This is a genomic window from Dyadobacter sp. HNCC25DJ185, from assembly GCF_056895195.1.
The window spans coordinates 410,730-433,722 of sequence record NZ_JBXHAR010000008.1; the positions used below are offsets into that span (position 1 = coordinate 410,730).

Consider the following 22,993-nt stretch of genomic DNA (forward strand, 5'->3'; position numbering starts at 1 on the left):
TCTATCATTTTAAAGTTACTGTTATATTCTTCATATATGCTCAGGCTATTTCAGATACAGGCTTCGCAAAAGATTGCACACCTTTATCATCAACAGCCCGACAGTAACCGTTTATGATAAATTAGTACAATACCCAGGTATCCTTTCCGCCACCGCCCTGCGACGAGTTCACCACCAGAGAACCTTTGCGCAATGCAACCCTAGTCAATCCGCCAGGGATTACGCTGATGTCGTCACCATAAAGAATATAGGGACGCAAGTCAACATGTCTTCCTTCTGCGTGGCCTTCTATCATACAAGGTACCCTTGATAAGGAAATGGTTGGCTGCGCAATGTAGTTCCTCGGATTGGCCCTAATTTTTTGCCTGAATATTTCATGCTCCTCCTCAGTCGCTTTCGGCCCGATGAGCATACCATACCCGCCCGCCTCATTGGCTTCTTTAACAACTAGTTGTGAAATATTCTCAAGCACATAGTTCAAATCGTCGTCTTCGCCGCAAATGTAAGTTTGCACATTTGGTATGATCGCCTCTTCATTCAAATAATACTTAATGATGCGTGGAACGTAGGCATATACAACTTTGTCATCTGCCACACCGGTACCAGGAGCATTGGCCAATGCAACCCGGCCCTTTTTATAAACTTCAAATATGCCCGGAATACCAATCAGCGAGTCGGGGTTAAATGCTTCGGGGTCCATGAAAGTGTCATCAATGCGTCGATAAATCACGTCCACGATCTGCAAACCGTTCGTTGTGCGCATTTTGACGTAGCCATCGGATACCACAAGGTCCCGAGTATCAACCAGTTCGACACCCATTTGTTGCGCCAAATAAGAATGTTCGAAGTAAGCAGAATTGTAAATTCCGGGTGTCAAAACGGCTACCGTTGGATTGGGCCTGTCTGCAAGGTGTTGCAGCATTTGCAGCAATCGGGTTGGATAGTCTGAAACCGGCCTCACGCCTGTCCTGGCCAGTACATCCGGAAAAATTTGCTTTGACAACTCTCTATTTTCCAGCATATAAGAAACCCCCGAAGGACAACGCAGGTTATCTTCCAACACCATAAACGTCCCGTCGTCGCCTTTGATCAGATCTGTTCCTGTAATGTGGCACCAGATGCCTTTGGGTGGTTTCAATCCCAGACAAGGCTTCAAAAAACATTTACTGGATTCGATCAGCTCACGGGGAACTACACCATCGTTCAGGATATTCTGCTCATTGTAAACATCGTCGATGAACATATTTAAAGCCTTGATACGTTGTTTCAGGCCTTTTTCCAACCACTCCCACTCTGCATTGGACAGCACACGGGGGATAATATCAATGGGCATGATCCGCTCTGTTCCTTCGCCTTCAGAATACACATTAAAAGTAATCCCCATGGAAAGCAATGCACGCTCGGTCGCCAGCTGACGGTTCGTAAGATCATCATGTGTAAGGTTTTCGAATTTGCTTTTCAAATGTTCATAGCCGGGACGTATCTGTCCATCCGGAGTAAACATCTCGTCAAAGAAATTTTCGTTTTGATAACCTGAAAATGAGAAATTCATACTATACAAAATTTGAATAAGTCTATGTCTATAATTTACAGAACAATATATGGTCAATGTTTGAATTAACAAAACATTGACTCATGCGCCTTTTCCCGGCTGATGCAATTGTAATATAAACAATGTACTTATTGCTTTTATAATGCAGTATAAAGCAAACCATAAACTCTTGACTGATAAACCTTCTCTGCTTCTTTAACAGCCATTTTTAACTAAATATTAAAATCATGCCTTAGATAAATGCCCGATTATTTTTCTAATCGGGCAACATTCGTTGCAAGTACACCTAGTTCCCCTTTTCTTTGCAGACGATATAAGAGCGTTATATCCATCATTTTATATCCCACTATGCCCAAGAGTCTTTTACCTGTACTCATCGTCCTGATCTTTGGATTGTCCCTTAGAGGGATATCTCAACATATGCCGGGCGTTGCCATGGGTAATTATGCGGGTATCAATGCGCTATACCACAACCCGGCGTTTGTAGCGGACAGCCGGTATAGCGTGTATGTCAATCTGGTTGGGAGCCAGTTTTATACTGCCAACAACCATGTCAGATACAAGGCCCCGTTTTCCTTCCTGAGCCTGATTACCAACACTGTTTCAGACGAATACCGAAATGAAAGGGGTGTTCTGATGTTCCCGCGCTCTTATCTGGGCGAAAAATTAAATGGAAACAAAAAATACCTGAATGCAGGTGGCGACACCCGCCTTCCTTCAATCATGTTCAACCTTTTCAAAGGTAAAATCGGGGTAGGGATTTCCACAAGGGCAAGGTACATTCTCAATACCAGCCAGGTGACAGAACCGCTTGCCCGTCTGATCAGCAAGACGACCCAGTTGAAAGAACTGCAGGGGCCTGTTTTTGAGCATCAGTCAGGACAGCTACACTTCAACGGGCTTGGAGAAATCGCGTTTACTGTCGGCGGTGTTCTGATAGACGACGAAACCGATTTTTTTAAGGTCGGGATTACTGTAAAAAGGCTTCTTGGCCTGTACAATGCACATGCGATCATCGATAATTCGTCATATAACATTCAGCCCGACGAACTTTATGAAAACAAACGCCAATATATTAACGTCAACGAAATCAATGTGCGTTACGGAATTACACGGGACGAAGGCTTTCAAAATATCAAACTCTCGCCAGCCTGGCTGTTAGGTGGCGCACCTCCGGGCAGTGGGTGGGGGTTTGATATTGGCGCTGTTTACGAATATCGCCCCGATATCCAGAAATTCACTTACACCGAAAAAGGGGAAAGAAAAAGGGATGCTTCCAAAAGCAAATACCTCTATCGGGTCGCTGTGTCCCTGACGGACATAGGTAGCGTGCATTTCAAAAATCCTGCTTATGTACTGCAACAGGAGACCCATACCACCAGTAAAGAATTCAGATACGATACCTTCCAGAAACTGCAGGGTTCAGAAGGTATCTTCAATGCCATCAATACCTCCCTTGACGGTGGCCAGCCGATTGCGCCTAATTTTCGTTCGGTTTTGCCTACTGCTTTCCAGGCGAGTATCGATTATCAATTAAAACCCAGGGTTTATGTAAGCGGATTATGGGTTCAAAACCTGATTTCGCAGGGTGCATTTGGGATGAAAGCCGAATCTTATATTGGAGTCACGCCACGGTACGAACATAAATGGTATGAATTTTCTGTACCATTGTCATTGATGAACCGCTACCGTTCCCCGGCTATTGGGTTGGTAGGAAGGGCAGGCCCTTTATGGATTGGGACGGATCATTTGTCCGGGCTTTTAAATATCGGAAATCCAAAGGCATTTAACCTGTATTTTGGGATCTCCGGAGGCATTTTCCGTCGCCCGCCGGAATCCGCGAATAAATGCTGGCCTCCCGAAGACTCGTGGATTAGACGAATTTTTACCAAACGATAAATATTTCTATAACGTTATAGAGGAGAGCAGTTTTCCGACTGTTCCCATTTCCAATTCAATTTCAGCTAAAATGAGAGAGATACAAAAAACCAAAGAAGAGTGGCAGCAAGAACTCACAGGACAACAATGTTTTGTTCTCTTTGAAAAAGGTACGGAAAGGCCCTTTTCGCATCCTTACAATGACAATAAGGAAAAAGGGACCTATGTTTGCGCAGCTTGCGGAACACCGCTTTTCAGCTCAGACACCAAATATGACTCGGGCTCCGGCTGGCCGAGCTTTTTCCAACCGATCTCCTCCGGTAACGTAGAAGAGATCACCGACCGAAGCCACGGAATGACCCGCACGGAAGTAGTCTGCCGGACTTGTGGTGGTCATCTTGGGCACGTCTTCAGTGACGGCCCAAAACCAACAGGTCTCCGATATTGTATGAATGGGGCCGCGTTGAAATTCGACAAAGCTGAGTAAAAAATCACGTAAAAGCCGGACTTGAAGAGATTTGTCCGGCTTTTCTTATCTTTGAACTCTTACGAACCTTAACGTTTGATGGAAGTTATCCGATCGTTCTTTACCAAAATAAAAGCCCTATTCCAATTCATTGGAACACAGCTGTCAACATTCATCAACCGCATTGCTTATAAGCTGACTTCACTGGTTACCGGCAAAGAACGCGCCGACGAAATGTTCCAGACCTACCGGAAAAGCAAAAGGTCAATCCGCACCTGGTGGGAAGATCATGTAGATGTCAATTCCAAATACTACCGCCCTGTTATCCTGATATGGAAAAGCGTAATTTATGGATTCTTAACCATCGCTATCTATATCTTTTGTGTTGAAACAAATTTCCTTTGGCTGATGGGAAGTATGCCCAGCGTGGAAGACCTTCAAAACCCGAAAGTAGCCCAATCATCGGAGATCTATACAGCGGATGGTGTGATGATCGGTAAGTTTTATACCGAAAACAGAACGCCGGTTACAGCTAAGATGATATCGCCAAACCTGGTAAAAGCACTCATTGCAACAGAAGACGTACGGTTTTACAAACACTCAGGCATTGACTACAAAGCGATGGCAAGCGTCGCAATAGGAATTGCAACGGGAGCAACAGACCGTGGGGGCGGCAGTACAATCACACAGCAGTTGGCAAAAAAGCTCTTCAAAACTCGCAAATCAGGCGCCAGGGGCCTCCTGGGTTATATTCCAGGCTTTGGGACCCTGATTTATAAGACCAAAGAATGGCTTACCGCCATCAAACTGGAAAGAAATTTCACCAAGGAAGAGATCCTGACCATGTATTTCAATACGGTCGATTACGGGAACAATACTTACGGGATCAATACCGCTGCCCAATCCTATTTCAGCAAATCTCCGGATAGCCTCAATGTACAGGAATCGGCCGTCCTGGTGGGGTTGCAAAAAGCGACAACCACTTATAACCCGATCCGGAATATGAAGCGTTCATTGGAACGGCGCAATGTGGTCATAGGCCAGATGCAGAAATATGGTTATCTGTCTGCGAAACAAGCCGATTCGATCAGTGCGTTGCCCATCGAGCTCAAAACAAAATTTGAAACTCCTTACGACGGTAATGCCAATTATTTCAAAAATGCCGTAGTTGATTTTGTAAAAAAATGGGGTGATGAAAACGGATATGACCTCTATACCGATGGGTTGAAGATCTATACAACCATTGATTCTCGGATGCAGGAGGATGCCGAGGAAGCGATGACCCAGAAAATGAAACAACTGCAGCGGGTTTTCGAGGACCATTGGCGGAACCAGAATCCCTGGATCGATGAACAGGGGAAAGAGATTCCCGATTTTCTCGAAAACGTGGTCAAACGAACCAGCAAATACAAATCTTTGGCAGCTAAATTCCCCAATAGCCCCGACAGTGTATCTTATTATCTGAACAAAAAAGACACGATGACGGTCTATGACTGGAAAAACAGCAGCGAAATGACCAAATACTGGAGCTCAATGGATTCACTGGACTACTACAAAAGAATTCTGAGAGCAGGTATGATGGCCATGAATCCCCAAACCGGGCAGATCAAGGCTTGGGTAGGCGGACTGGATTACAATTATTTCAAATATGATGCGGTAAAACAAGGCAAAAGGCAGCCCGGATCGACTTTCAAATCCTTTGTATACACAACTGCAATTGACGATTCCACCTTCAACATGAATCCGTGTGATCAAATTGAAGATAAGCCTTTTGAAAAAACCTATATGGAAGACGGTGTGGAGAAGGTCTGGAAACCGCGAAATGCAACCGGTGTATTTTCCTACGCAAACATGACACTTCGCCGCGCACTGGCACAATCTATCAACTCCGTAACCGCCCAGCTGACTGATCAGGTTGGCGCGGATAATGTGGCCAGATATGCCAAGAGAATGGGTATCACAACACCTTTGAAAGGTGTCCCTTCCATTGGATTGGGGCCTTTCGATGTTTCATTGTATGACATGGTAGCGGCTTACAGCGTTTTCGTCAATAACGGAACCTATACCCAGCCCATTTTGGTAACCAAGATCGAGGATAGCAACGGAAAAATAATAGAGGAATTTCAACCGGAACACCGTCAAGCCATCCGTCCCGAATCTGCTTTTCTGATGGTCCAGATGCTTAAAGCGGGTGTGGAAGAAGCCGGCGGGACTTCGGGAAGTATACGATGGAAATTTAACGTCGCTGCGGATAAGGGGAATGAAATCGGCGGAAAAACCGGTACAACATCTAACAACTCCGACGGCTGGTTCATGTGTATCACGCGCGACCTCGTGGTTGGTGCCTGGGTAGGTGGCGACGACAGGAGTATCCACTTCCGGACTACCAATCTGGGTGAAGGCGCCAAAACCGCGTTGCCAATTGTAGGGAGCTTTCTTGAAAAAATTTACAGAGATAAATCGATAGAGCCGGGGCCCTTTCCCAAACCGAGTTTTAAAATCACTAAGACTTATAACTGTCCAACTCTTTATGCACCAAGCGAAAGCGATTCGCTGGGAATTGAAGGAGATAGTACCCCGGCAAAAAGGAACGAAGAAGATGACTTCCTGATCGGCCCGCCGCCGATCCCGCTGGATACCGGGAAACGGAATTAGATTGGCATAAACACTGGTCAGGTTTTCTAAAATCTGACCAGTACCATTATACGCCTATTTTTAATACCTCCTTATACTGCATCCGGTATAAATTTGCGTACACGCCTTCCTTTTCGAGCAGTTGCTCGTGGTTACCTTCTTCCACGATCTGTCCTTTGTCCACAACGATGATCTTATCTGCTCCCTGGATTGTAGAAAGCCGGTGAGCGATAACAATAGCAGTCCGGCCCTCCATTAACGTTTCTATTGCATGCTGGATCAATTCCTCCGTTTCGCTGTCTACCGAAGAGGTAGCCTCATCCAACACAATGATCTTGGGTTCGTGAACCATCGCCCGAACGAATGAAATGAGCTGTCGCTGGCCTACCGAAAGTGTTGCGCCCCTCTCCATTACATTATAGCTGTACCCGCCCGGTAACCTTTCTATAAAGTCGTGGACACCTACCAACTTGGCGGCCTCCACGATCTTTTCATGCGTAATGGTCAAATCGCCCAACCTGATATTATTCTCAATCGTATCCGAAAAAAGGAAGACATCCTGCAAAACCACCCCGATATGCTTCCGCAAGGCATTCAGTTCGTAATCATGCACTTCAACTCCGTCCACGTAAATGTTACCCTTATTGATATCGTAGAAACGCGTTAACAGATTGATGATGGACGACTTTCCAGCGCCAGTGGCGCCCACAAAGGCAATTGTCTGCCCTTCACTGACTTTGAAATTGATGTCCTTCAATACATATTCCTCTTCATTGTAAGCAAACCAGACGTGTTTGAACTCAACGTCCCCCTTCACCGTTTCGGGAGCAAATGTGCCTTCATTGGAAGTGAACTCCTCGCTATCCAGCAGTTTCAGAATTCTGTCGGTACTCACGATACCCATTTGCAAGGTATTAAAACGGTCTGCCAGCTGACGTATCGGCCTGAAAAACAGGTTGATGAACATCACAAAAGCGGTTACAGTACCAAAAGTGATATCGGCATTCAATATTTGTTTGGAACCATACCACACCACCAGGCCCGTCCCTGCGGCGGCAATGACGTCAGCCACAGGATAGTAAATGGAATAATATAAGATCGAACGAATGTTGGCATCACGGTGGACTTTATTGATTTCTCTGAACTTCTTGTATTCAATATCTTCGCTGCTGAAAATCTGGACGATCCCCATGCCTGTCAAATGTTCCTGTACAAATGAGTTGAGGTTTGATACAGCCGCCCGTACTTCATTGAATGAATCTTTGATCTTCTCCTTAAAAATATAAGTGCAAAAAAGCATCAGCGGGATCATCGACAAGCTGATCAGCGATAATTTCCAATCGGTATAAAACATCACTGCAATGATCAGCACCAGTTGCAGAATATCACCTGCAATTGCCGCCATACCATCGCTAAATACATTGGATAGTGTTTCAACATCCGAAATGGTGCGGGTTACCAAACGGCCGATTGGCGTATTGTCAAAGAATTTTAACCTTAAACCAATGATTTTCTGGTAAAGCTGCACTCTGATATCCCTGATAATATATTGGCCCAACCAGCCCGACATATAAGTGTTCCAAAACTGCGCAACCCCTTGGAAAACCGTAACTACAATCATCACCACGATCATCATGGTGAGTTGAGTAAAGTCTCCGTTTGCAATGGGAGTATCAATGGTGTATTTAATCAAAAGCGGCGTAAGGGGGGCCAGCAATGCATTCAGCAGAATGATCCCGATCAGCAGGTAAAACTGGCTTTGATAAGGTCGAACGAATGCATATAACCGTCGTAGTGTGGGTAGATCAAAAATCTGGCCGCTCTTGGTTTCCTGATTCACCGGAATGGATTTAAGAAAATTGGTTTTGAAACTATTGTAACCTGACCAACAATGCAAAATTAAAAAATGTCGCCGACGTCTGGTGGTTTTTTGCCGCGGCTGCCGCTATAATGGTAGTTTTGGTCGTTTTAAGCCTTTTTCCAACAATATTAAAAAGGAAAAGAGCAGTTCATGATTTCAATATCTGATACCATCCCGGTCCATTCCCTGCCCAAAACACCGAGCAAGGTCCCGGCACTGAAGATATTTCGGTTCAAGAATAGCATTGGGATCAATAAAGACGCCCCCGTGTCGCTACCCATCACACCTTTACCTACTGACACCCCCCATAGGCATACTTATCATGAAATTCTTTTCATTGAGGAAGGCCAGGGGTTTCACGAGATAGATTTTCGCTCCTATGGCATTCAGGGCCCCGGGCTACATTTTCTGACCCCCGGCCAGGTGCACCTCCTTACTTTTTCTACCTCGTTCCAGGGGTACATTGTGGCTTTTTCGGAGGACTTTTACACTTTTTATAACCCCGTTAACCAGCCGCTTTCGCAGCTGCCGTTTTTCCAGCCAGCCAGGAGGCAGCCTATCGTCTCGTTGTCTGAAAACGAAAAACATTACTTCCACAACATCCTCGAAAATATGGTGGAAGACCATCTCAATTCGGGAGCTGACCAAACCCTGCCCGGGCGTTACCTTGGATTGCTATTGCAAAAGTGTGCTCTAATAAGTCAGAAAAATGTGGAATACCAGGAATCTGCGTCATCGACGGTCCCCGAACTGGTAGGCCGGTTTCAGGAGTTGGTCGAGAAGAATTTCCTGGTGATGCATGAGGTGCAGCAATACGCCCAAACACTCTCAGTCTCTCCCGACTATTTAAGTAAAATCATCAAAAAATACCTGGGCACACCTTCACAGGAATATATTCTGGACAAACTGCTTCTGGAAGCCAAAAGACTCCTCGTGTTCACCAATCTCAGCAGCAAGGAGGTCGCCTATCACATCCATTTGGACGACCCCTCTTATTTCAGCAGGATCTTTAAAAAGAAAACCGGACTCACTCCAAACGAATACCGCGAACAAGTTCGGAAAAGTGCCATTTAATATCCAATATGTACCTTGCTATGGCTGCAAGGCCAAGATATCTTTGTATTATCCAAAAATAAAACGACTAAATAATACTATCGATATTTGTCATGCAGATTCGCCACGATTTGACTACCGCATTACTTCAACCTAAAATCGACAGGCTCTGGGAGCTTTCTGCTGAAAAAATCGCCTTGATTTCAAAGGAATATGATAACTCCAAAGGAACTCCGGTATTCACCGTTAACGGCAAATACACCTTACGCGGCTGGACTGAATGGACTCAGGGATTTCAATACGGGGCAGAGGTATTACAGTTTGACGCCACCGGAGAAACTGCATTTCTGGAAAGCGCGAGAAAAAATACAGTTCACTACATGGCGTCGCACGTAGGCCACTTTGGTGTACACGATCACGGTTTCAACAATGTCAGCACCTATGGAAATTTGCTCAGATTGATGAATGAGGGCCGCATTGCGGAAAATGAGTGGGAACGCAATTTTTACGAGATCGCTCTGAAAATTTCGGGGGCAGTACAGGCCAAACGGTGGACAAATGCAAAAGATGGCCACGGGTTTATCCATTCATTTAATGGTCCGCATTCACTTTTTGTGGACACCATCCGCTCGGTACGGGCATTGATGGTTTCGCATTTAATGGGACACAGCCTGATGGGTGAAAATGATGTTAAAACCAGTCTGCTATTACGCGGTACATTGCATTCTATCGCTACGGCAAAATATTCAGTGTACTACGGTGAAGGCCGTGACAGCTACGACATCTGGGGACGCACCGCACATGAAAGTGTTTTCAATATCAATGATGGCAATTACCGCTGCCCCAATTCACAGCAAGGTTTTTCTGGATTTACAACCTGGACGCGTGGCCTGGCATGGGCTATGGTGGGTTTTGCGGAGCAACTGGAAACATTACCAAGCTTTTCCGACGAAGAACTTGCCCCATTCGGAGGGCGCAATGCCGTCGAAGAAATATATCTCAGAGCAGCCCAGGCAACCTGCGATTTTTATATTAAACACACCGCATCCGATGGCATACCTTATTGGGACACCGGTGCACCCGAACTTTACAAACTAGGCGATTATCAATCCCGCATTTCCGACCCTTACAATGAATTTGAACCTATCGATAGCTCAGCGGCTGCAATCGGTGCGCAGGGTTTATTGCGTCTTGGAAAATATTTGAGTGACAAAGGCCAAACTGAGCAAGGCGACCAATACTGGCTGGCGGGCCTAACTACCGTCGATTCCCTGCTTGCCGAACCCTACTTGTCGACCGATCCGACGCATCAGGGATTGATCCTGCATTCGATTTACCACCGTCCAAATGGCTGGGACAATGTACCCGCCAGGCAGAAAATCCCTTGTGGCGAATCGAGTATGTGGGGTGACTACCACGCACGAGAAGTTGCATTATACCTGCACAGGATCAATAATGGGATGCCCTATTACTCCTATCTGGGTTGTATAAAGTAAAGTCATCCTGTAGGGACCTGGCTTCACGGCGGTCGAAGAACGCTACCGGCTCGGCACTATGCCTACTGCATACTGCTTCTCACACTTCGACTCCGCTCCTTTAGATTGGCAGATTACAAGTTCACAATTGGTTAAAGATATTTTTGAAGACAACAAATTGGAAAATATAACACTCGACCGCTGCTGCATCCATACCATTACTACCAAGCCCTGGGAACTCGCTGAGGCGGTGGAAAATTATGCGGCAGCAGGTGTCAAAGGAATAAGTGTCTGGCAAAACGCAGTAGACTGGATCGGCCCTCACCATGCCGGAGAGCTGATCCGGTCCGCCGGGCTCGAAATCGTTTCCTACGTACGTGGCGGCTTTTTCCCTCATACCAGTAGTGCTGGTCGCGCGCAGGCAATCGATCATAACAAGAAACTACTGGAAGAAGCCGCAGCTTTGGGTGCTCCCATGATCGTGCTTGTTTGCGGGGCGTCACCGGACCAGTCTTTGGAAAAATCGCGGGAACAGATCAAAGAAGGGATCGCTGCCATTCTTCCCTTGGCCGAAAAGCTCAACGTAAAACTGGCCATTGAACCGCTGCACCCTATGTACGCCGCAGACCGATCTGCGATCAACACATTGGCTCAGGCCAATGACATGGCCGAATATTTCAAATCTCCTTTCGTGGGCGTTGCCGTGGATGTATACCATTTATGGTGGGACGGCGACCTGGAAAAAGAGATAGCCAGATGCGGTGCCAACGGCCATTTATTGGCTTATCATGTCTGTGATTGGAAAGTCAATACAATCGATTTACTGAATGACCGTGGATTAATGGGCGAAGGGTGTATTGATCTTAAAAAAATCAGGGGTTGGGTTGAGGCGACTGGATTTGACGGTTTTTGTGAGGTCGAGATCTTTTCGAATATCCATTGGGCTAAGGATCAGCATTTGTTTCTGGTAGAGATTACGGAGGCGTTTTTGAGGACTGTTTAATTCCTCTACCAGCCGGAGGCCATACTAATCGGCACGAAGCAGAGCTTCTCGCCAACCACTTAGAAAAAATAAAAACCGAATTGCTAAAAGCTAACAGCTAATAAAATGACAACACATACCATTGGCATTATCATGAACGGCGTAACGGGCCGCATGGGAACAAACCAACATTTGCTTCGTTCGATCAAAGCGATCATCGAGCAAGGCGGCGTAAAAATTTCCGCTGACGAAGTGATTATGCCGGACCCTATTCTGGTAGGACGCAACGAAAGCAAATTGCAGCAGCTTTGCAAACAGTCTGGCATCCAGAAGTATACCACCGATCTGGACTCTGTCATGTCTGATCCAAGTTACCAGATCTACTTCGACGCGCAGGTAACTGGTCGCCGTGCCGCTGCTGTAAAAAAAGCGATTCTTGCCGGAAAACATATTTACTGCGAAAAACCGACCGGTACGACCACGGAGGAAGCATTGGAATTATACGAACTGGCAACTGCCGCCGGGCTCAAAAATGGGGTAGTCCAGGATAAGCTCTGGCTGCCCGGTATGCTGAAATTAAAGCGTTTGATGGAGAATGGTTTCTTTGGAAAGATCCTCTCGGTACGTGGCGAATTTGGTTATTGGGTTTTTGAAGGCCATAGCATTCCGGCGCAGCGTCCTTCATGGAATTATAGAAAAGAGGACGACGGCGGTATCATTGTAGATATGCTTTGCCACTGGAGATATGTGCTCGATAATCTTTTTGGTAACGTAAAAGCCGTTTCATGTCTCGGTGCAACGCACATTCCGGAGCGCATTAATGAAAACGGCCAACCCTACAAAGCCACTGCGGACGACGCCTGCTACGCAACATTTGAATTGGAAGGTGATATAATCGCTCAATTCAATTCGTCCTGGACAGTCCGTGTACGCCGCGACGATCTGCTGACATTGCAGGTGGATGGTACCAAAGGATCTGCCGTAGCGGGGCTTCGTGATTGTTACATTCAACATTACGGAAATACGCCCAAGCCGGTGTGGAACCCGGATATTCCACAGCCAATTCCTTTCTTCGAAGGCTGGGCGAAAGTGCCTGAGCAAGAGGTTTTCGATAATGCATTCAAGGCACAGTGGGAGCTTTTCCTCAAACACATTGTAAAAGACACGCCATTTCCATGGGATCTTAAAGCCGGAGCGCGCGGCGTTCAATTGGCTGAAAAAGGGATCGAAAGCTGGGAGAAACGCCAATGGGTTAATATTGAGGCATTATGAAAAAAACCGCATTGATAACGGGCGGAAGCCGTGGGATTGGTTTTGGCATCGCCAAAGCATTGGCCAGAGAAGGATTTAATTTGGCGATCAATGGGGTTCGTGATGAAGAAAACGTCACCGAAGCATTGGATGAACTTCGCAACCTCGGCGCAGAAGTCGTTTACTGCCAGGGAAGCATCGCCAGCCCAACCGACCGCGATTCGATTATTGAGAAAGCCTATTCGGTTTTGGGAGAAATCAATATTCTGGTAAATAACGCAGGTATCGCTCCCCGCGTGCGGCTCGACCTTTTAGAAACCACTTTGGAGAATTATGAAGAAGTAATGACCACGAATTTGCAGGGGCCGTTCTTCTTCACCCAGGCCATCGCGAAAAAAATGGCGCATACCAAGCAGAATAACCATGCCTTTGATGCAACCATCATTTTTGTAACATCCATATCGGCGACTGTCGCTTCCATTAACCGTGGAGAATATTGTATTTCAAAAGCCGGGTTGGCTATGACGAATTTACTTTTTGCGGTAAGAATGGCAGAATATAACATTCCTGTTTTTGAAATCCGTCCGGGTATTGTCGCTACTGATATGACTTCTAAGGTTACCGAGAAATACGACAATCTTTTCCAAAGCGGCATCGCATTGCAGCCTCGCTGGGGCACGCCGGAAGATGTCGGAAAGGCCGTCGCATCATTAACAAGAGGCGACTTCCCCTACTCCACCGGTCAGGTGATCGGCGTGGACGGCGGGATGCTGATCGATCGATTGTGAGTAGCTTTTAGCGATTAGCGGTTGGCTATTAGCTTCTTAGGTTTTATCTGAACTAAACATATTGTCAAACAAGCTAACAGCTAAACGCTAGCAGCTAAAAGCTCTCAATAATGTCCCTAAATCCTGAATCCCGCCCTTCCCTGCTTTCGCAATTGCTCCAAGTGCCGGTCATTGTGGCGGCATTGGGTTATCTGGTCGATATGTACGACCTTTTCTTGTTCAGCGTCGTGCGCGTCCCGAGCTTGAAAGCACTCGATGTACCTGCTGATCAATTATTGACCGAAGGTATCCGCCTGTTGAACTATCAAATGGCAGGTATGCTCATTGGCGGCGTTCTGTGGGGAGTTATTGCTGATAAAAAGGGGCGGCTTTCGGTCCTTTTTGGGTCTATTATCATGTACTCCATCGCTAATATCGGCAATGGTTTTGTGCAATCTCTGGATCAATATGCCCTGCTCCGGTTTGTAGCCGGCGTTGGGCTGGCGGGCGAATTAGGTGCAGGAATCACACTTGTAACGGAGGTTCTTCCGAAGGAAATCCGAGGCTACGGTACCACATTGGTAGCAACATTGGGCGTGATGGGCGCTATCCTGGCCTATTTCGTGGCTGACCTTTTCGCGTGGAGGGTATCCTACTTTGTAGGTGGGGGAATGGGTTTGCTGCTTCTGGTTCTTCGGTTCAATGTTTTTGAATCCGGTATGTTCAAGCAAGTAAAAGAAAATACGGTTGATCGCGGAAACATCATGATGATCCTGACCAATGGAAAGCGCCTTGGGAAATACATGATGGCGATATTGGTAGGCTTGCCGATCTGGTTTGTGGTGGGTATCCTCATTACCTTTTCTCCTGAATTTGGCGCTGCAAAAGGTGTCGAGGGAATCAATGCGGGTAAAGCGGTTATGCTGGCATTTTCCGGGCAGGTTGGCGGAGATATCATTAGCGGGCTTTTAAGCCAGTATTTGAAAAGCCGTAAAAAGGTGATCCGATTGTTCATCCTGCTTTCTCTTGCAATGGTGGTTGCGTATCTCATGATTCCAATGCAAGATCTCTTTTCGTTTTACCTGTTATGTGCGTTGCTCGGTTTCTGCAATGGATACTGGACATTGTTTATCACCATTGCTGCTGAGCTTTTCGGGACTAACCTCAGGGCTACAGTCGCTACCACAGTTCCGAACTTTGTCAGAGGCGCTACTATTCCACTTGCCGCACTGTTCGTCAGCTTCAAGCCTGACCTGGGTGTGATCCAAAGTGGTCTGGTCATTGGCGTTGCCACCTCGGTTGTCGCGTTGCTTGCCCTGTATTTCCTGGAAGAAACATTTACCAAAGACATGAATTTTGTTGAGAAGGAATAGTTCCTCCTCTTGTTTATCACTCCGAAAAACGGCTCCTGCGAAACAGTGAGCCGTTTTTTTTAACAGTTATTAACATTTCTCAAGCAACATTGTCCCATCAGGTGCTCTCATTGAGTCAAAATTCAAATAACCGCTTAATTGCTCATGAAAGATAACAACCACTCATTTACCTAAAATTTCCACTTGTGTACTATGCAATACATAGTACCGTAAAACCTGCCACTTTTGTCATGTCCTCAGGGGGCAAAAAAGAAAATCAAACCAACAATAGCCATAAAAATAAAATAGCCATGAAAACTTCAGTAAAAACAATCGCATTCGCATTCGCTTTTATCGCCTCTACTTTCGCTGCCAACGCAGAAGACAAAGAAACCAAAGCTTCCAAATTCGGAACCGGTATCTACCCCACTAAAACTGGTAAAATCAACGTTCTGGTCAACAAAGCAGACGCTCAAAACAATACAGTCCTTTTGTTGAAAAATGAAAACGGGGATGTGGTATACCGTGAAACAATCAGCAAAGACAACCAGAAATTCGGTCGCTCTTTGAACATGGACCAAATGGAAGCCGGTCAATATAAATTGGACGTGATCAGCGGAGACGAAGTTCAGTCCAAATCGTTCCAGGTCTCGGAACAAAAAACAGAAAGAGTTTTGACTGTTAAATAGTCACTTTAATGAAGGTTCGCAAAAGCTCCCAGGTTCGCCTGGGGGCTTTTTTGCTTTATACGTATAGACCATTTATTTTGGGACGTATAAACTCAGCACTATGGATACGAAACTGACTTTAAAACTCGACACCGATACGATCGAACGGGCAAAAGATTATGCAAAAGCAAAAAAGATAAGCCTTTCACAGCTTGTGGAAAACTACTTGAATTTTGTCACGTCAAAAAGTGAAAAGTCTGACGAAATCACTCCGTTGGTAAAAAGCCTTTCGGGAGTAATTTCCCTTCCTCAGTCTTACGACGAAAAAGAAGAGTACAGAAAACACATTATAAAAAAATATAGTAAATAACATTGGAGCAAGTATTTGTAGATACTGACGCGTGCGTAGATCTGTTGTCGAGCAATTACCATTCTTCCAGTCACAGACAAAATCATCGATCGCGCATTATCATCCGGCTTCCCTGATTTCGAAGATGCTATTCAATACCACACAGCTATTGAGAAAGGTATTTCGGTTTTAGTGACAAGAAATATCAAAGATTACAAATTAGCCCAGATTCAGGTTGTGACGCCAGAGGCATATCTGGCCTAGATAATAAGGAGATAATTTCCGCCAAGCCCTTTTCCAGTTGTTTCCAACACTTTAACAACTGACTATGAATTCCCGCCGTGATTTCCTGCAAAAACTTTCACTAGGAATCGGAGCCGCCACGCTCGCTGACCTCACTCCTGCCATAGCTGGCCCGACACTTCCGAATCCGTCAGCCGACAAACAACTACGCGTAGCATTAATGGGCCTGGGCGGTTACGCGAACATTGTAGCCCGGGGAATGAAAGAATGCAAAACCGCGAAACTGGTGGGGATCGTAACAGGCACTCCTTCCAAAATCCCGGATTGGAAGCAGAAGTATGGGATTGAGGATAAGAATGTTTACAACTACGAAAATCTCCATGAAATCAGGAATAACCCGGACATTGACCTTGTATATGTGATTACTCCTAACTCGCTGCACCATAAGCATGTATTGCAAGTTGCAGCTGCCGGGAAACATGTGATTTGCGAAAAACCGGTGGCCGATAATGCACAACAGGCGAGAGAAATGATTGCGGCTTGTGAAAAGGCTGGTGTGAAATTTTACATTGGATATCGGTTGCATTTTGAGCCGCATACGCGCGAACTGATCAGAATGCGCGAGGCTGGGGAGTTTGGCAAGATTATGCACGTCAATAACTATGCGGGTTTCCAAATCGGCGATCCTACGCAATGGAGGCTGAAAAAGGCATTGGCAGGAGGCGGCGCTGTGATGGATGTTGGGGTCTATTCTACGAATGGCGCGAGGTATTGCACGGGTGAAGAGCCGATTTGGGTCACGGCACAGGAGTCTAAGACCGATCCTGTCAAATTTAAAGATGTAGATGAAACCGTTACTTTTCAGCTCGGATTTCCCAGCGGAATTATTGCCAATTGCGGTTGCACCTATGGTTTCAACCACGTTGAAATGCTGCGCCTGATGGGCGAAAAGGGTTGGGCTGAGTTGAACCCTGCATTTGGATATGGTCCGATTAGGGGTACCACACATAAAGGACCGATTGAGCAACCCGATGTAAATCACCAGGCTTACCAATTGGACGGAATTGCAGATGCAATCCTCAATGGCAAACCGGACCCGAATGTAACCGGCGCCGAAGGCTTGAAAGATATGCTAGTGATCGACGCCATTTACGAATCGCTTGGTAAAAACGGCGCAAAAGTATTTATCAACAAATAATCACTCAATTACTATGGATACTCGTCGTAATTTTCTCCAAAAAATGACATTAGGAATTGGTGCCACTGCATTGTCTGGTTTGCCTGCCATGGCCAGCGGGTCTTACCCAGGACCCAAGGCTGACAAACAGTTGCGTGTAGCTTTGATGGGCCTCGGCAGCTATGCAACGCGAGTTGCAGAAGCGATGAAGGACTGCAAAATGGCCACGCTCGTAGGGGCAGTTTCGGGTACGCCCGCTAAGTTGGAAGACTGGAAAAAGAAATACAACATTCCTGAAAAGAACACCTACAACTACGAGACAGTCAGCCAGATCAAAGATAATCCGGATATTGACATAGTGTACATCACCACACCTAACTCGCTGCATCACAAGCATGTGCTGCAAATCGCGGCGGCCGGGAAACACGTACTTTGCGAAAAACCGGTTGCGGATAATGCGCAGCAAACCCGTGAAATGATCGCAGCCTGCGAGAAGGCCGGGGTGAAATTTTATATCGGTTATCGCATGCATTTCGAGCCGCATACCCGCGAACTGATCCGTATGCGCGAGGCTGGCGAGCTAGGTAAAATCATGCATGTCAACAATTATATGGGTTTCAAATCAGGCGATCCCAATCAATGGAGGTTGAAAAAGGCACTGGCTGGCGGCGGAGCGATGATGGATGTGGGAATTTACGCATTGAACGGCGCGCGGTATGCGACGGGCGAAGAGCCGATTTGGGTGACGGCCCAGGAAACCAAAACCGATCCGGTGAAATTCAAGGAAGTGGACGAGACGATCATGTTCCAGCTGGGCTTCCCGAGCGGCGTGGTGGCGAGCTGCGGCACGACCTATGCATTTAACAATTACGAAAGATTGTACGTGATCGGCGAAAAAGGTTTCGTGGAACTCAGCCCCGCATTCAGCTACGGCCCGATTAAAGGCCGGACGCACAATGGCCCGATGAACCAGCCCGTGATCACGCACCAAACCCTGCAAATGGACGGTATCGCCGACATTATCCTCAACAACAAGCCCGACCCGAATGTGAGCGGGGCCGAAGGATTGAAGGACATGATCGTCGTCGACGCGGTTTACGAATCCATCCGCAAAGGCGGCGCGAAGATTATGTTGGCAAGCAAATAGCATTTCAAATCACAAAGAATCACCATGAAATTCCCGAAGTTGTTCAAGCAATGCATCTCCGTTTTCATGGTGATTCTTGCATTCAGTACCAGTTGCAGCAAGAAAAGTGTCACCGTTTCCAAAGGCGGCGATACTGATAATCGTTTTAAGGTAATCGGCTACCTTCCAAATCGGACGGATTTGCTAGTCTCTGCAAAACAAATTGATTTCGCGAAGATCACGCATTTGTACATTGCCTTTATCAATCCCGATTCGCTAGGTAAAGTCACAAGAACCGAAAACCTCAAAGAAGTCGCGGCACTAGCGCATTCCAAAAATGTGAAGATCATGGCTTCCATCGGCGGCGGCGGTGCTCCGAAATATTATCCTGCCTTTTTGATTGGAGAAAAGAAAACCAAATTAATCAAAGACCTTGTAAATCTGGCAATTGACAACAATCTCGACGGCATTGACGTAGACCTGGAAGGTGCATTGATCGACGCCAACTACGAAAGCTTCGTGATCGATTTCGCAGCAGTATTGAGGCTGAAAAACAAACTGATCACGGCCGCTATCGCCACAGTTTACAAAAGCCAGTTTACCGACAAAGCCTTGGCACAGTTCGATTTCGTCAACATCATGTCCTACGACCGCACCGGTCCGTGGCGTCCCGACAAGCCCGGCCCGCACGCCCCCTACTCCATGGCCGAAGAAGACCTCCAATACTGGCTCGAAACCCGCAAAATCCCCAAAGAAAAGCTAACCCTCGGCGTCCCATTCTACGGTTACGGCTTCGGCGGCACCGCGCCTGAAAGTATGTCTTACAAAAACATTCTCCGCCAATATCCTGATTCCATTAACCAGGACCAGATGCATTTGAATGGCGGGATGGTTTATTATAATGGTCTGCCGACGATCCGGAAGAAAACTGAGCTGGCGAAGGATAAGGTTAGCGGGGTGATGATTTGGCAGTTGTTGCAGGATAGTACGGGGGCGAAGTCGCTGCTGGGGGAGATTGATGGGGTGGTGAAGGGGAGGTAAAATTAATAGACTAATCAAGATGAGTCTGATAGATGAATTTTTCCAAGATAAAGCCCAGCTATACGACGCGATTGTTGAGTTTGACAAAATGCATAAACAAACTCTTGAAAGGAAACTCGCTTCGACTAAGGACAGAGTCACTTTTCTGTCATTGATTACCGAAATCAACTTTGGACTCTTTTTTACTAAATTCTGCAATAAGATTGAGCATGACAAGAAAATTGAAGGACAAACCCCGGACTGGACGTTAGAGTTGAATGGACAAACGGTAGTAGCGGAGGTTATGAGATTAAATCCTTCAAAAACTGATAGTAGTCTCTTAGACCGTTCTGATCGTTTAATTGATGCTTTAAGCGAAATTAAAATAGGCGCCGTCCTATCGATGCAGTCTGGCAACTACAATATTAGTAGCCAAGATATAGATGATATCAAACATGCTGTTGAAGCATGGCTTGGCACTTGTCCCTCAGAAGATGATCAGATTTTTACTTCGTATGGGTTTTCAATCAGCCTTGTTAGTTTTACAGAACATGTTAACAATGTCTGCCTAATTGTAGGTGGAGATATAAATTATAACTCTAATAGGCTCAAAGGGGAAAAGAGTGCACTCCTATTAAAGGCTGCTAAGTATAACCACTTAATCGAAAATTTTCAGTTACCCTATATTATTTGTATCTATATAGACTTTCATTCCTGGTTCAAGGAGCGAGACTTGGCTGATTTTTTGAGGGAGGCGTTTTATCCAGTTGAAGCTGAGGACAATGCTTATTCCATCGAATATCGTCACAATAAGCTTAGGAATGTGTCTGGAATTTTGTTGAGGATGAATGATCAGCACATATATTATCACCATAATATACCAAGCAATCGCCTAAGCGATTTGAACAAAGAACAACTTCTGCGTTGGCAATAATTTATATTTAATGGTAGGGAGCTAGATTTTAAAATCATTTAGACGCCACAAACAATTCCCTAACATCGACTTCCAGCAGCTTCGCAATCTCATAAAAAGTCTCAATCGTAGGCTGCATATCATTTGTACACCAGCGCGATACCGTAGATTTGTCCTTTTCAATCGCTTCCGCCAGCCACTTGGCTAACTTATCTTTCTCCGCAAGAATTATCTTAATTCGGTTGTAGTTTCGCCTTGAAATCATTTCTTACTTGAAACCAGGAGTTCGCGAGAATCGACGTCAAGTACCTCTGCGATTTTAAACAAAGTTTCAATAGGTGGCTGAACATCATTTGTACACCATTTTGAGACGGTAGTTTTATTCTTTCCAAGCTCCTTGGCTAGCCAGATATTGGTTTTTCCCTTCTCTGCAAGAACTGCTTTTATTCTGTTGTAAGGTTTATCTTCAGCCATTGAGTGACGTAAAATACCATTTTAGTGGTAAGATAATCACATCTAAAAACTCAACTCCAATTAAAAAATAGTGTTTTATTTCACTAAAACTAATTTTTATATCACTATAATTGCATATTATTACACTTATTACTATTTTTGAAAATCATCAATTTAAAATTGACACCGTGTACACACTACCGCCAAAACCCCGACAACTAAAAATTTATCCAAAGTTTCAAAGGACTTCCCAATGGCGAACCAAGTTTGTTCCAGAAATCAAGCTCTGCGGCGAGTGGCTGAAAGATTTGGGATTCGATCATGGGGAGCACATTACGGTTCGTTTTGAAGATGCTAGGTTGATTATTGAACCTGTGGGAGAGTTACGGAAGAGTCCGCAGTTGGAGATTTGGGAATAGTTCCCAAACGGAACTTATGCAGAATAATCTGTAAGTGACCTCATTTATCTGTCGGTCGTTTAGAGTTACTTATCGGGTATTGCTAGAAATTACTTCTGTTAACTTTGAAAGCTTAAAATCAAACCATTTCAAATTGACAATTAACGTAGGCTTAACCAATTAATGTTATCAGAAGAAGTTGCGCTACAAACACTAAAAGACAAAGATATTGTATTCACAGTTTCGGAGTTCAGACGGGCAATAGCCCAATCCAATGCTGATGAGGCATTTCATTTGTTCATCCAGGCAGGAATTTTAAAGAAAATCGGAAATCAAACCGGTATTCTGAAATATTCAATCCGAAGAGGATCGTCAGGAAAGGTTAGCGGGATCTTGTCCGAACTAAATTTGCAAATTCTTTCTCCGGAATTATTTTTTGAACTTATCGACCGGGCTGCATTCGAACAATACGACGTTCCCAATAGTAGCGCAGCGACGCAATGGAAGACACTTTTATATGAATTTTTGAATACTGAAATAGATGTGAATTTTATAAAGATACGGACTTTCAAATCAGCCAATTGGCAGGAAACAGACGAGCAGTCGCCGTTAAGATTGGCCGTGTTTATGAAAGACCCTCAACTTGTTCAGTTATTAATTGACAAACAGGCATTAGTCAATTTTCAGTTTTTGCAGGACAGCTACCTGCGAGGCGGAAACTTACTCCATCATATTGCAGCGCAGAAAAAAAGTACTGATGCCGATCTTAGAATCACTGAAATTTTAATAAAAGCGAAAATTCAAATTGACTTAAAAGACAAGCATTGTTATACCCCGCTGGCTTTATGTGCCGTAAACGGATTGACCGAGATAGCGCAAATACTGATCATAAATGGTGCTCAAATTGAACAGAAAGTAGGCTTGGATGAAGATAGAACAATCTTAATGTACAGCATTGCTCATAAAAATTATGATATAACCCGGCTCCTGCTAAACAATGGTGCCAGCATTCATCATCAAGACAAACATGGCTGGACAGCCGCAAGACTGGCCTTCCTTTGCCGTAACAGAGAGCTAGGAGAAGCGTTGATCACAAAAGGTGCCGTGCTGCGCCCGTTCATCGGTCTGGGTGGATCGTCCTGCAAGAGCGGAGGCATTGTTATTGAAACATTAGACAACACTGCTTCGGGAAGCGCATATGAAGCAGGTATTAGAAGAAATGATGTTCTTATTGAAGCAGACTCTCAGCCGATCAACACAATCCCAGACCTAATAAATGTTATTTGTCGAAAACGACCATTGGATACCGTCGAAATAATCGTTCTTCGAGAAAATGAAGTTTTGACATTCTCAGTTGAAATTCAGGTAATCTAGT

Annotated in this window: 22 protein-coding genes; 18 read left to right on the top strand and 4 right to left on the bottom strand. The window is 45.4% G+C overall.

Translation table 11 applies throughout. The features are described from left to right. Positions 1–121 precede the first annotated feature (121 nt). Positions 122–1,552: a circularly permuted type 2 ATP-grasp protein gene (locus AC1XUF_RS23800; RefSeq protein ID WP_483344351.1), complete on the bottom strand. Its 1,431-nt coding sequence runs from the start codon at positions 1,550–1,552 to the stop codon at positions 122–124. 348 nt (positions 1,553–1,900) lie between these two features. Here AC1XUF_RS23800 and AC1XUF_RS23805 point away from each other — a divergent pair, with 348 nt between their 5' ends. From AC1XUF_RS23805 to AC1XUF_RS23815, 3 genes are all read left to right on the top strand, one after another. After that, a complete protein-coding gene (locus AC1XUF_RS23805) occupies positions 1,901–3,451 on the top strand; it encodes a DUF5723 family protein (protein WP_483344352.1) in 1,551 nt (516 codons plus the stop codon). 70 nt (positions 3,452–3,521) lie between these two features. Beyond that, complete coding sequence (gene msrB / locus AC1XUF_RS23810) at positions 3,522–3,917, top strand: peptide-methionine (R)-S-oxide reductase MsrB (RefSeq protein WP_483344353.1); 396 nt, start codon at positions 3,522–3,524, stop codon at positions 3,915–3,917. 78 nt (positions 3,918–3,995) lie between these two features. Continuing rightward, on the top strand, positions 3,996–6,551 hold the full coding sequence (locus AC1XUF_RS23815) for a penicillin-binding protein 1A (protein WP_483344354.1): 2,556 nt from the start codon (positions 3,996–3,998) through the stop codon (positions 6,549–6,551). Positions 6,552–6,597: 46 nt separating this feature from the next. Here AC1XUF_RS23815 and AC1XUF_RS23820 read toward each other — a convergent pair whose 3' ends face one another. Next, entirely contained in the window at positions 6,598–8,370 is a 1,773-nt protein-coding gene (locus AC1XUF_RS23820; protein ID WP_483344355.1) for an ABC transporter ATP-binding protein, read from the bottom strand. 171 nt (positions 8,371–8,541) lie between these two features. Here AC1XUF_RS23820 and AC1XUF_RS23825 point away from each other — a divergent pair, with 171 nt between their 5' ends. From AC1XUF_RS23825 to AC1XUF_RS23885, 13 genes are all read left to right on the top strand, one after another. Then, positions 8,542–9,465 (top strand): helix-turn-helix domain-containing protein, encoded by a 924-nt coding sequence (locus AC1XUF_RS23825; protein WP_483344356.1) that lies wholly within the window; start codon positions 8,542–8,544, stop codon positions 9,463–9,465. Between the two features lie 92 nt (positions 9,466–9,557). Next, positions 9,558–10,940 carry a glycosyl hydrolase gene (locus AC1XUF_RS23830; RefSeq protein ID WP_483344357.1) on the top strand — a complete coding sequence of 461 codons (1,383 nt, stop codon included), beginning with the start codon at positions 9,558–9,560 and terminating at the stop codon, positions 10,938–10,940. Between the two features lie 157 nt (positions 10,941–11,097). Then, positions 11,098–11,922: a sugar phosphate isomerase/epimerase family protein gene (locus AC1XUF_RS23835; protein ID WP_483344358.1), complete on the top strand. Its 825-nt coding sequence runs from the start codon at positions 11,098–11,100 to the stop codon at positions 11,920–11,922. 105 nt (positions 11,923–12,027) lie between these two features. Further along, the gene (locus tag AC1XUF_RS23840; RefSeq protein WP_483344359.1) at positions 12,028–13,173 is read left to right on the top strand and encodes a Gfo/Idh/MocA family protein; all 1,146 of its coding nucleotides are present in this window, start codon (positions 12,028–12,030) and stop codon (positions 13,171–13,173) included. After that, positions 13,170–13,940, top strand: coding sequence for a 3-ketoacyl-ACP reductase (locus tag AC1XUF_RS23845; RefSeq protein WP_483344360.1), 771 nt, complete (start codon positions 13,170–13,172; stop codon positions 13,938–13,940). The genes AC1XUF_RS23840 and AC1XUF_RS23845 overlap by 4 nt, the downstream gene beginning before the upstream one ends. A 110-nt stretch (positions 13,941–14,050) precedes the next feature. After that, positions 14,051–15,292: an MFS transporter gene (locus tag AC1XUF_RS23850; protein WP_483344361.1), complete on the top strand. Its 1,242-nt coding sequence runs from the start codon at positions 14,051–14,053 to the stop codon at positions 15,290–15,292. A 290-nt stretch (positions 15,293–15,582) separates the two neighbouring features. Then, entirely contained in the window at positions 15,583–15,960 is a 378-nt protein-coding gene (locus AC1XUF_RS23855) for a DUF3244 domain-containing protein (protein ID WP_483344362.1), read from the top strand. Positions 15,961–16,060: 100 nt separating this feature from the next. Further along, complete coding sequence (locus AC1XUF_RS23860) at positions 16,061–16,309, top strand: DUF6364 family protein (RefSeq protein WP_483344363.1); 249 nt, start codon at positions 16,061–16,063, stop codon at positions 16,307–16,309. Positions 16,310–16,369: 60 nt separating this feature from the next. Then, complete coding sequence (locus tag AC1XUF_RS23865; protein WP_483344401.1) at positions 16,370–16,552, top strand: twitching motility protein PilT; 183 nt, start codon at positions 16,370–16,372, stop codon at positions 16,550–16,552. 64 nt (positions 16,553–16,616) lie between these two features. Beyond that, complete coding sequence (locus AC1XUF_RS23870; protein ID WP_483344364.1) at positions 16,617–17,729, top strand: Gfo/Idh/MocA family protein; 1,113 nt, start codon at positions 16,617–16,619, stop codon at positions 17,727–17,729. Positions 17,730–17,742: 13 nt separating this feature from the next. Beyond that, positions 17,743–18,855, top strand: coding sequence for a Gfo/Idh/MocA family protein (locus tag AC1XUF_RS23875; protein ID WP_483344365.1), 1,113 nt, complete (start codon positions 17,743–17,745; stop codon positions 18,853–18,855). 24 nt (positions 18,856–18,879) lie between these two features. Next, positions 18,880–19,875, top strand: coding sequence for a glycosyl hydrolase family 18 protein (locus tag AC1XUF_RS23880; protein ID WP_483344366.1), 996 nt, complete (start codon positions 18,880–18,882; stop codon positions 19,873–19,875). A gap of 19 nt (positions 19,876–19,894) precedes the next feature. Beyond that, positions 19,895–20,788: a hypothetical protein gene (locus AC1XUF_RS23885; protein WP_483344367.1), complete on the top strand. Its 894-nt coding sequence runs from the start codon at positions 19,895–19,897 to the stop codon at positions 20,786–20,788. A 34-nt stretch (positions 20,789–20,822) separates the two neighbouring features. On the opposite strand, the gene AC1XUF_RS23890 is transcribed toward AC1XUF_RS23885, so the two are convergent. Beyond that, a complete protein-coding gene (locus AC1XUF_RS23890; protein WP_483344368.1) occupies positions 20,823–21,032 on the bottom strand; it encodes a helix-turn-helix transcriptional regulator in 210 nt (69 codons plus the stop codon). Continuing rightward, positions 21,029–21,241, bottom strand: coding sequence for a helix-turn-helix transcriptional regulator (locus AC1XUF_RS23895; RefSeq protein ID WP_483344369.1), 213 nt, complete (start codon positions 21,239–21,241; stop codon positions 21,029–21,031). The genes AC1XUF_RS23890 and AC1XUF_RS23895 overlap by 4 nt, the downstream gene beginning before the upstream one ends. Before the next feature lie 167 nt (positions 21,242–21,408). Here AC1XUF_RS23895 and AC1XUF_RS23900 point away from each other — a divergent pair, with 167 nt between their 5' ends. Both AC1XUF_RS23900 and AC1XUF_RS23905 read left to right on the top strand, forming a co-directional pair. After that, positions 21,409–21,639, top strand: a complete 231-nt coding sequence (locus AC1XUF_RS23900; RefSeq protein WP_483344402.1) for a SymE family type I addiction module toxin — start codon at positions 21,409–21,411, stop codon at positions 21,637–21,639. 162 nt (positions 21,640–21,801) lie between these two features. After that, entirely contained in the window at positions 21,802–22,992 is a 1,191-nt protein-coding gene (locus AC1XUF_RS23905) for an ankyrin repeat domain-containing protein (protein ID WP_483344370.1), read from the top strand. Position 22,993: the final 1 nt, after the last annotated feature.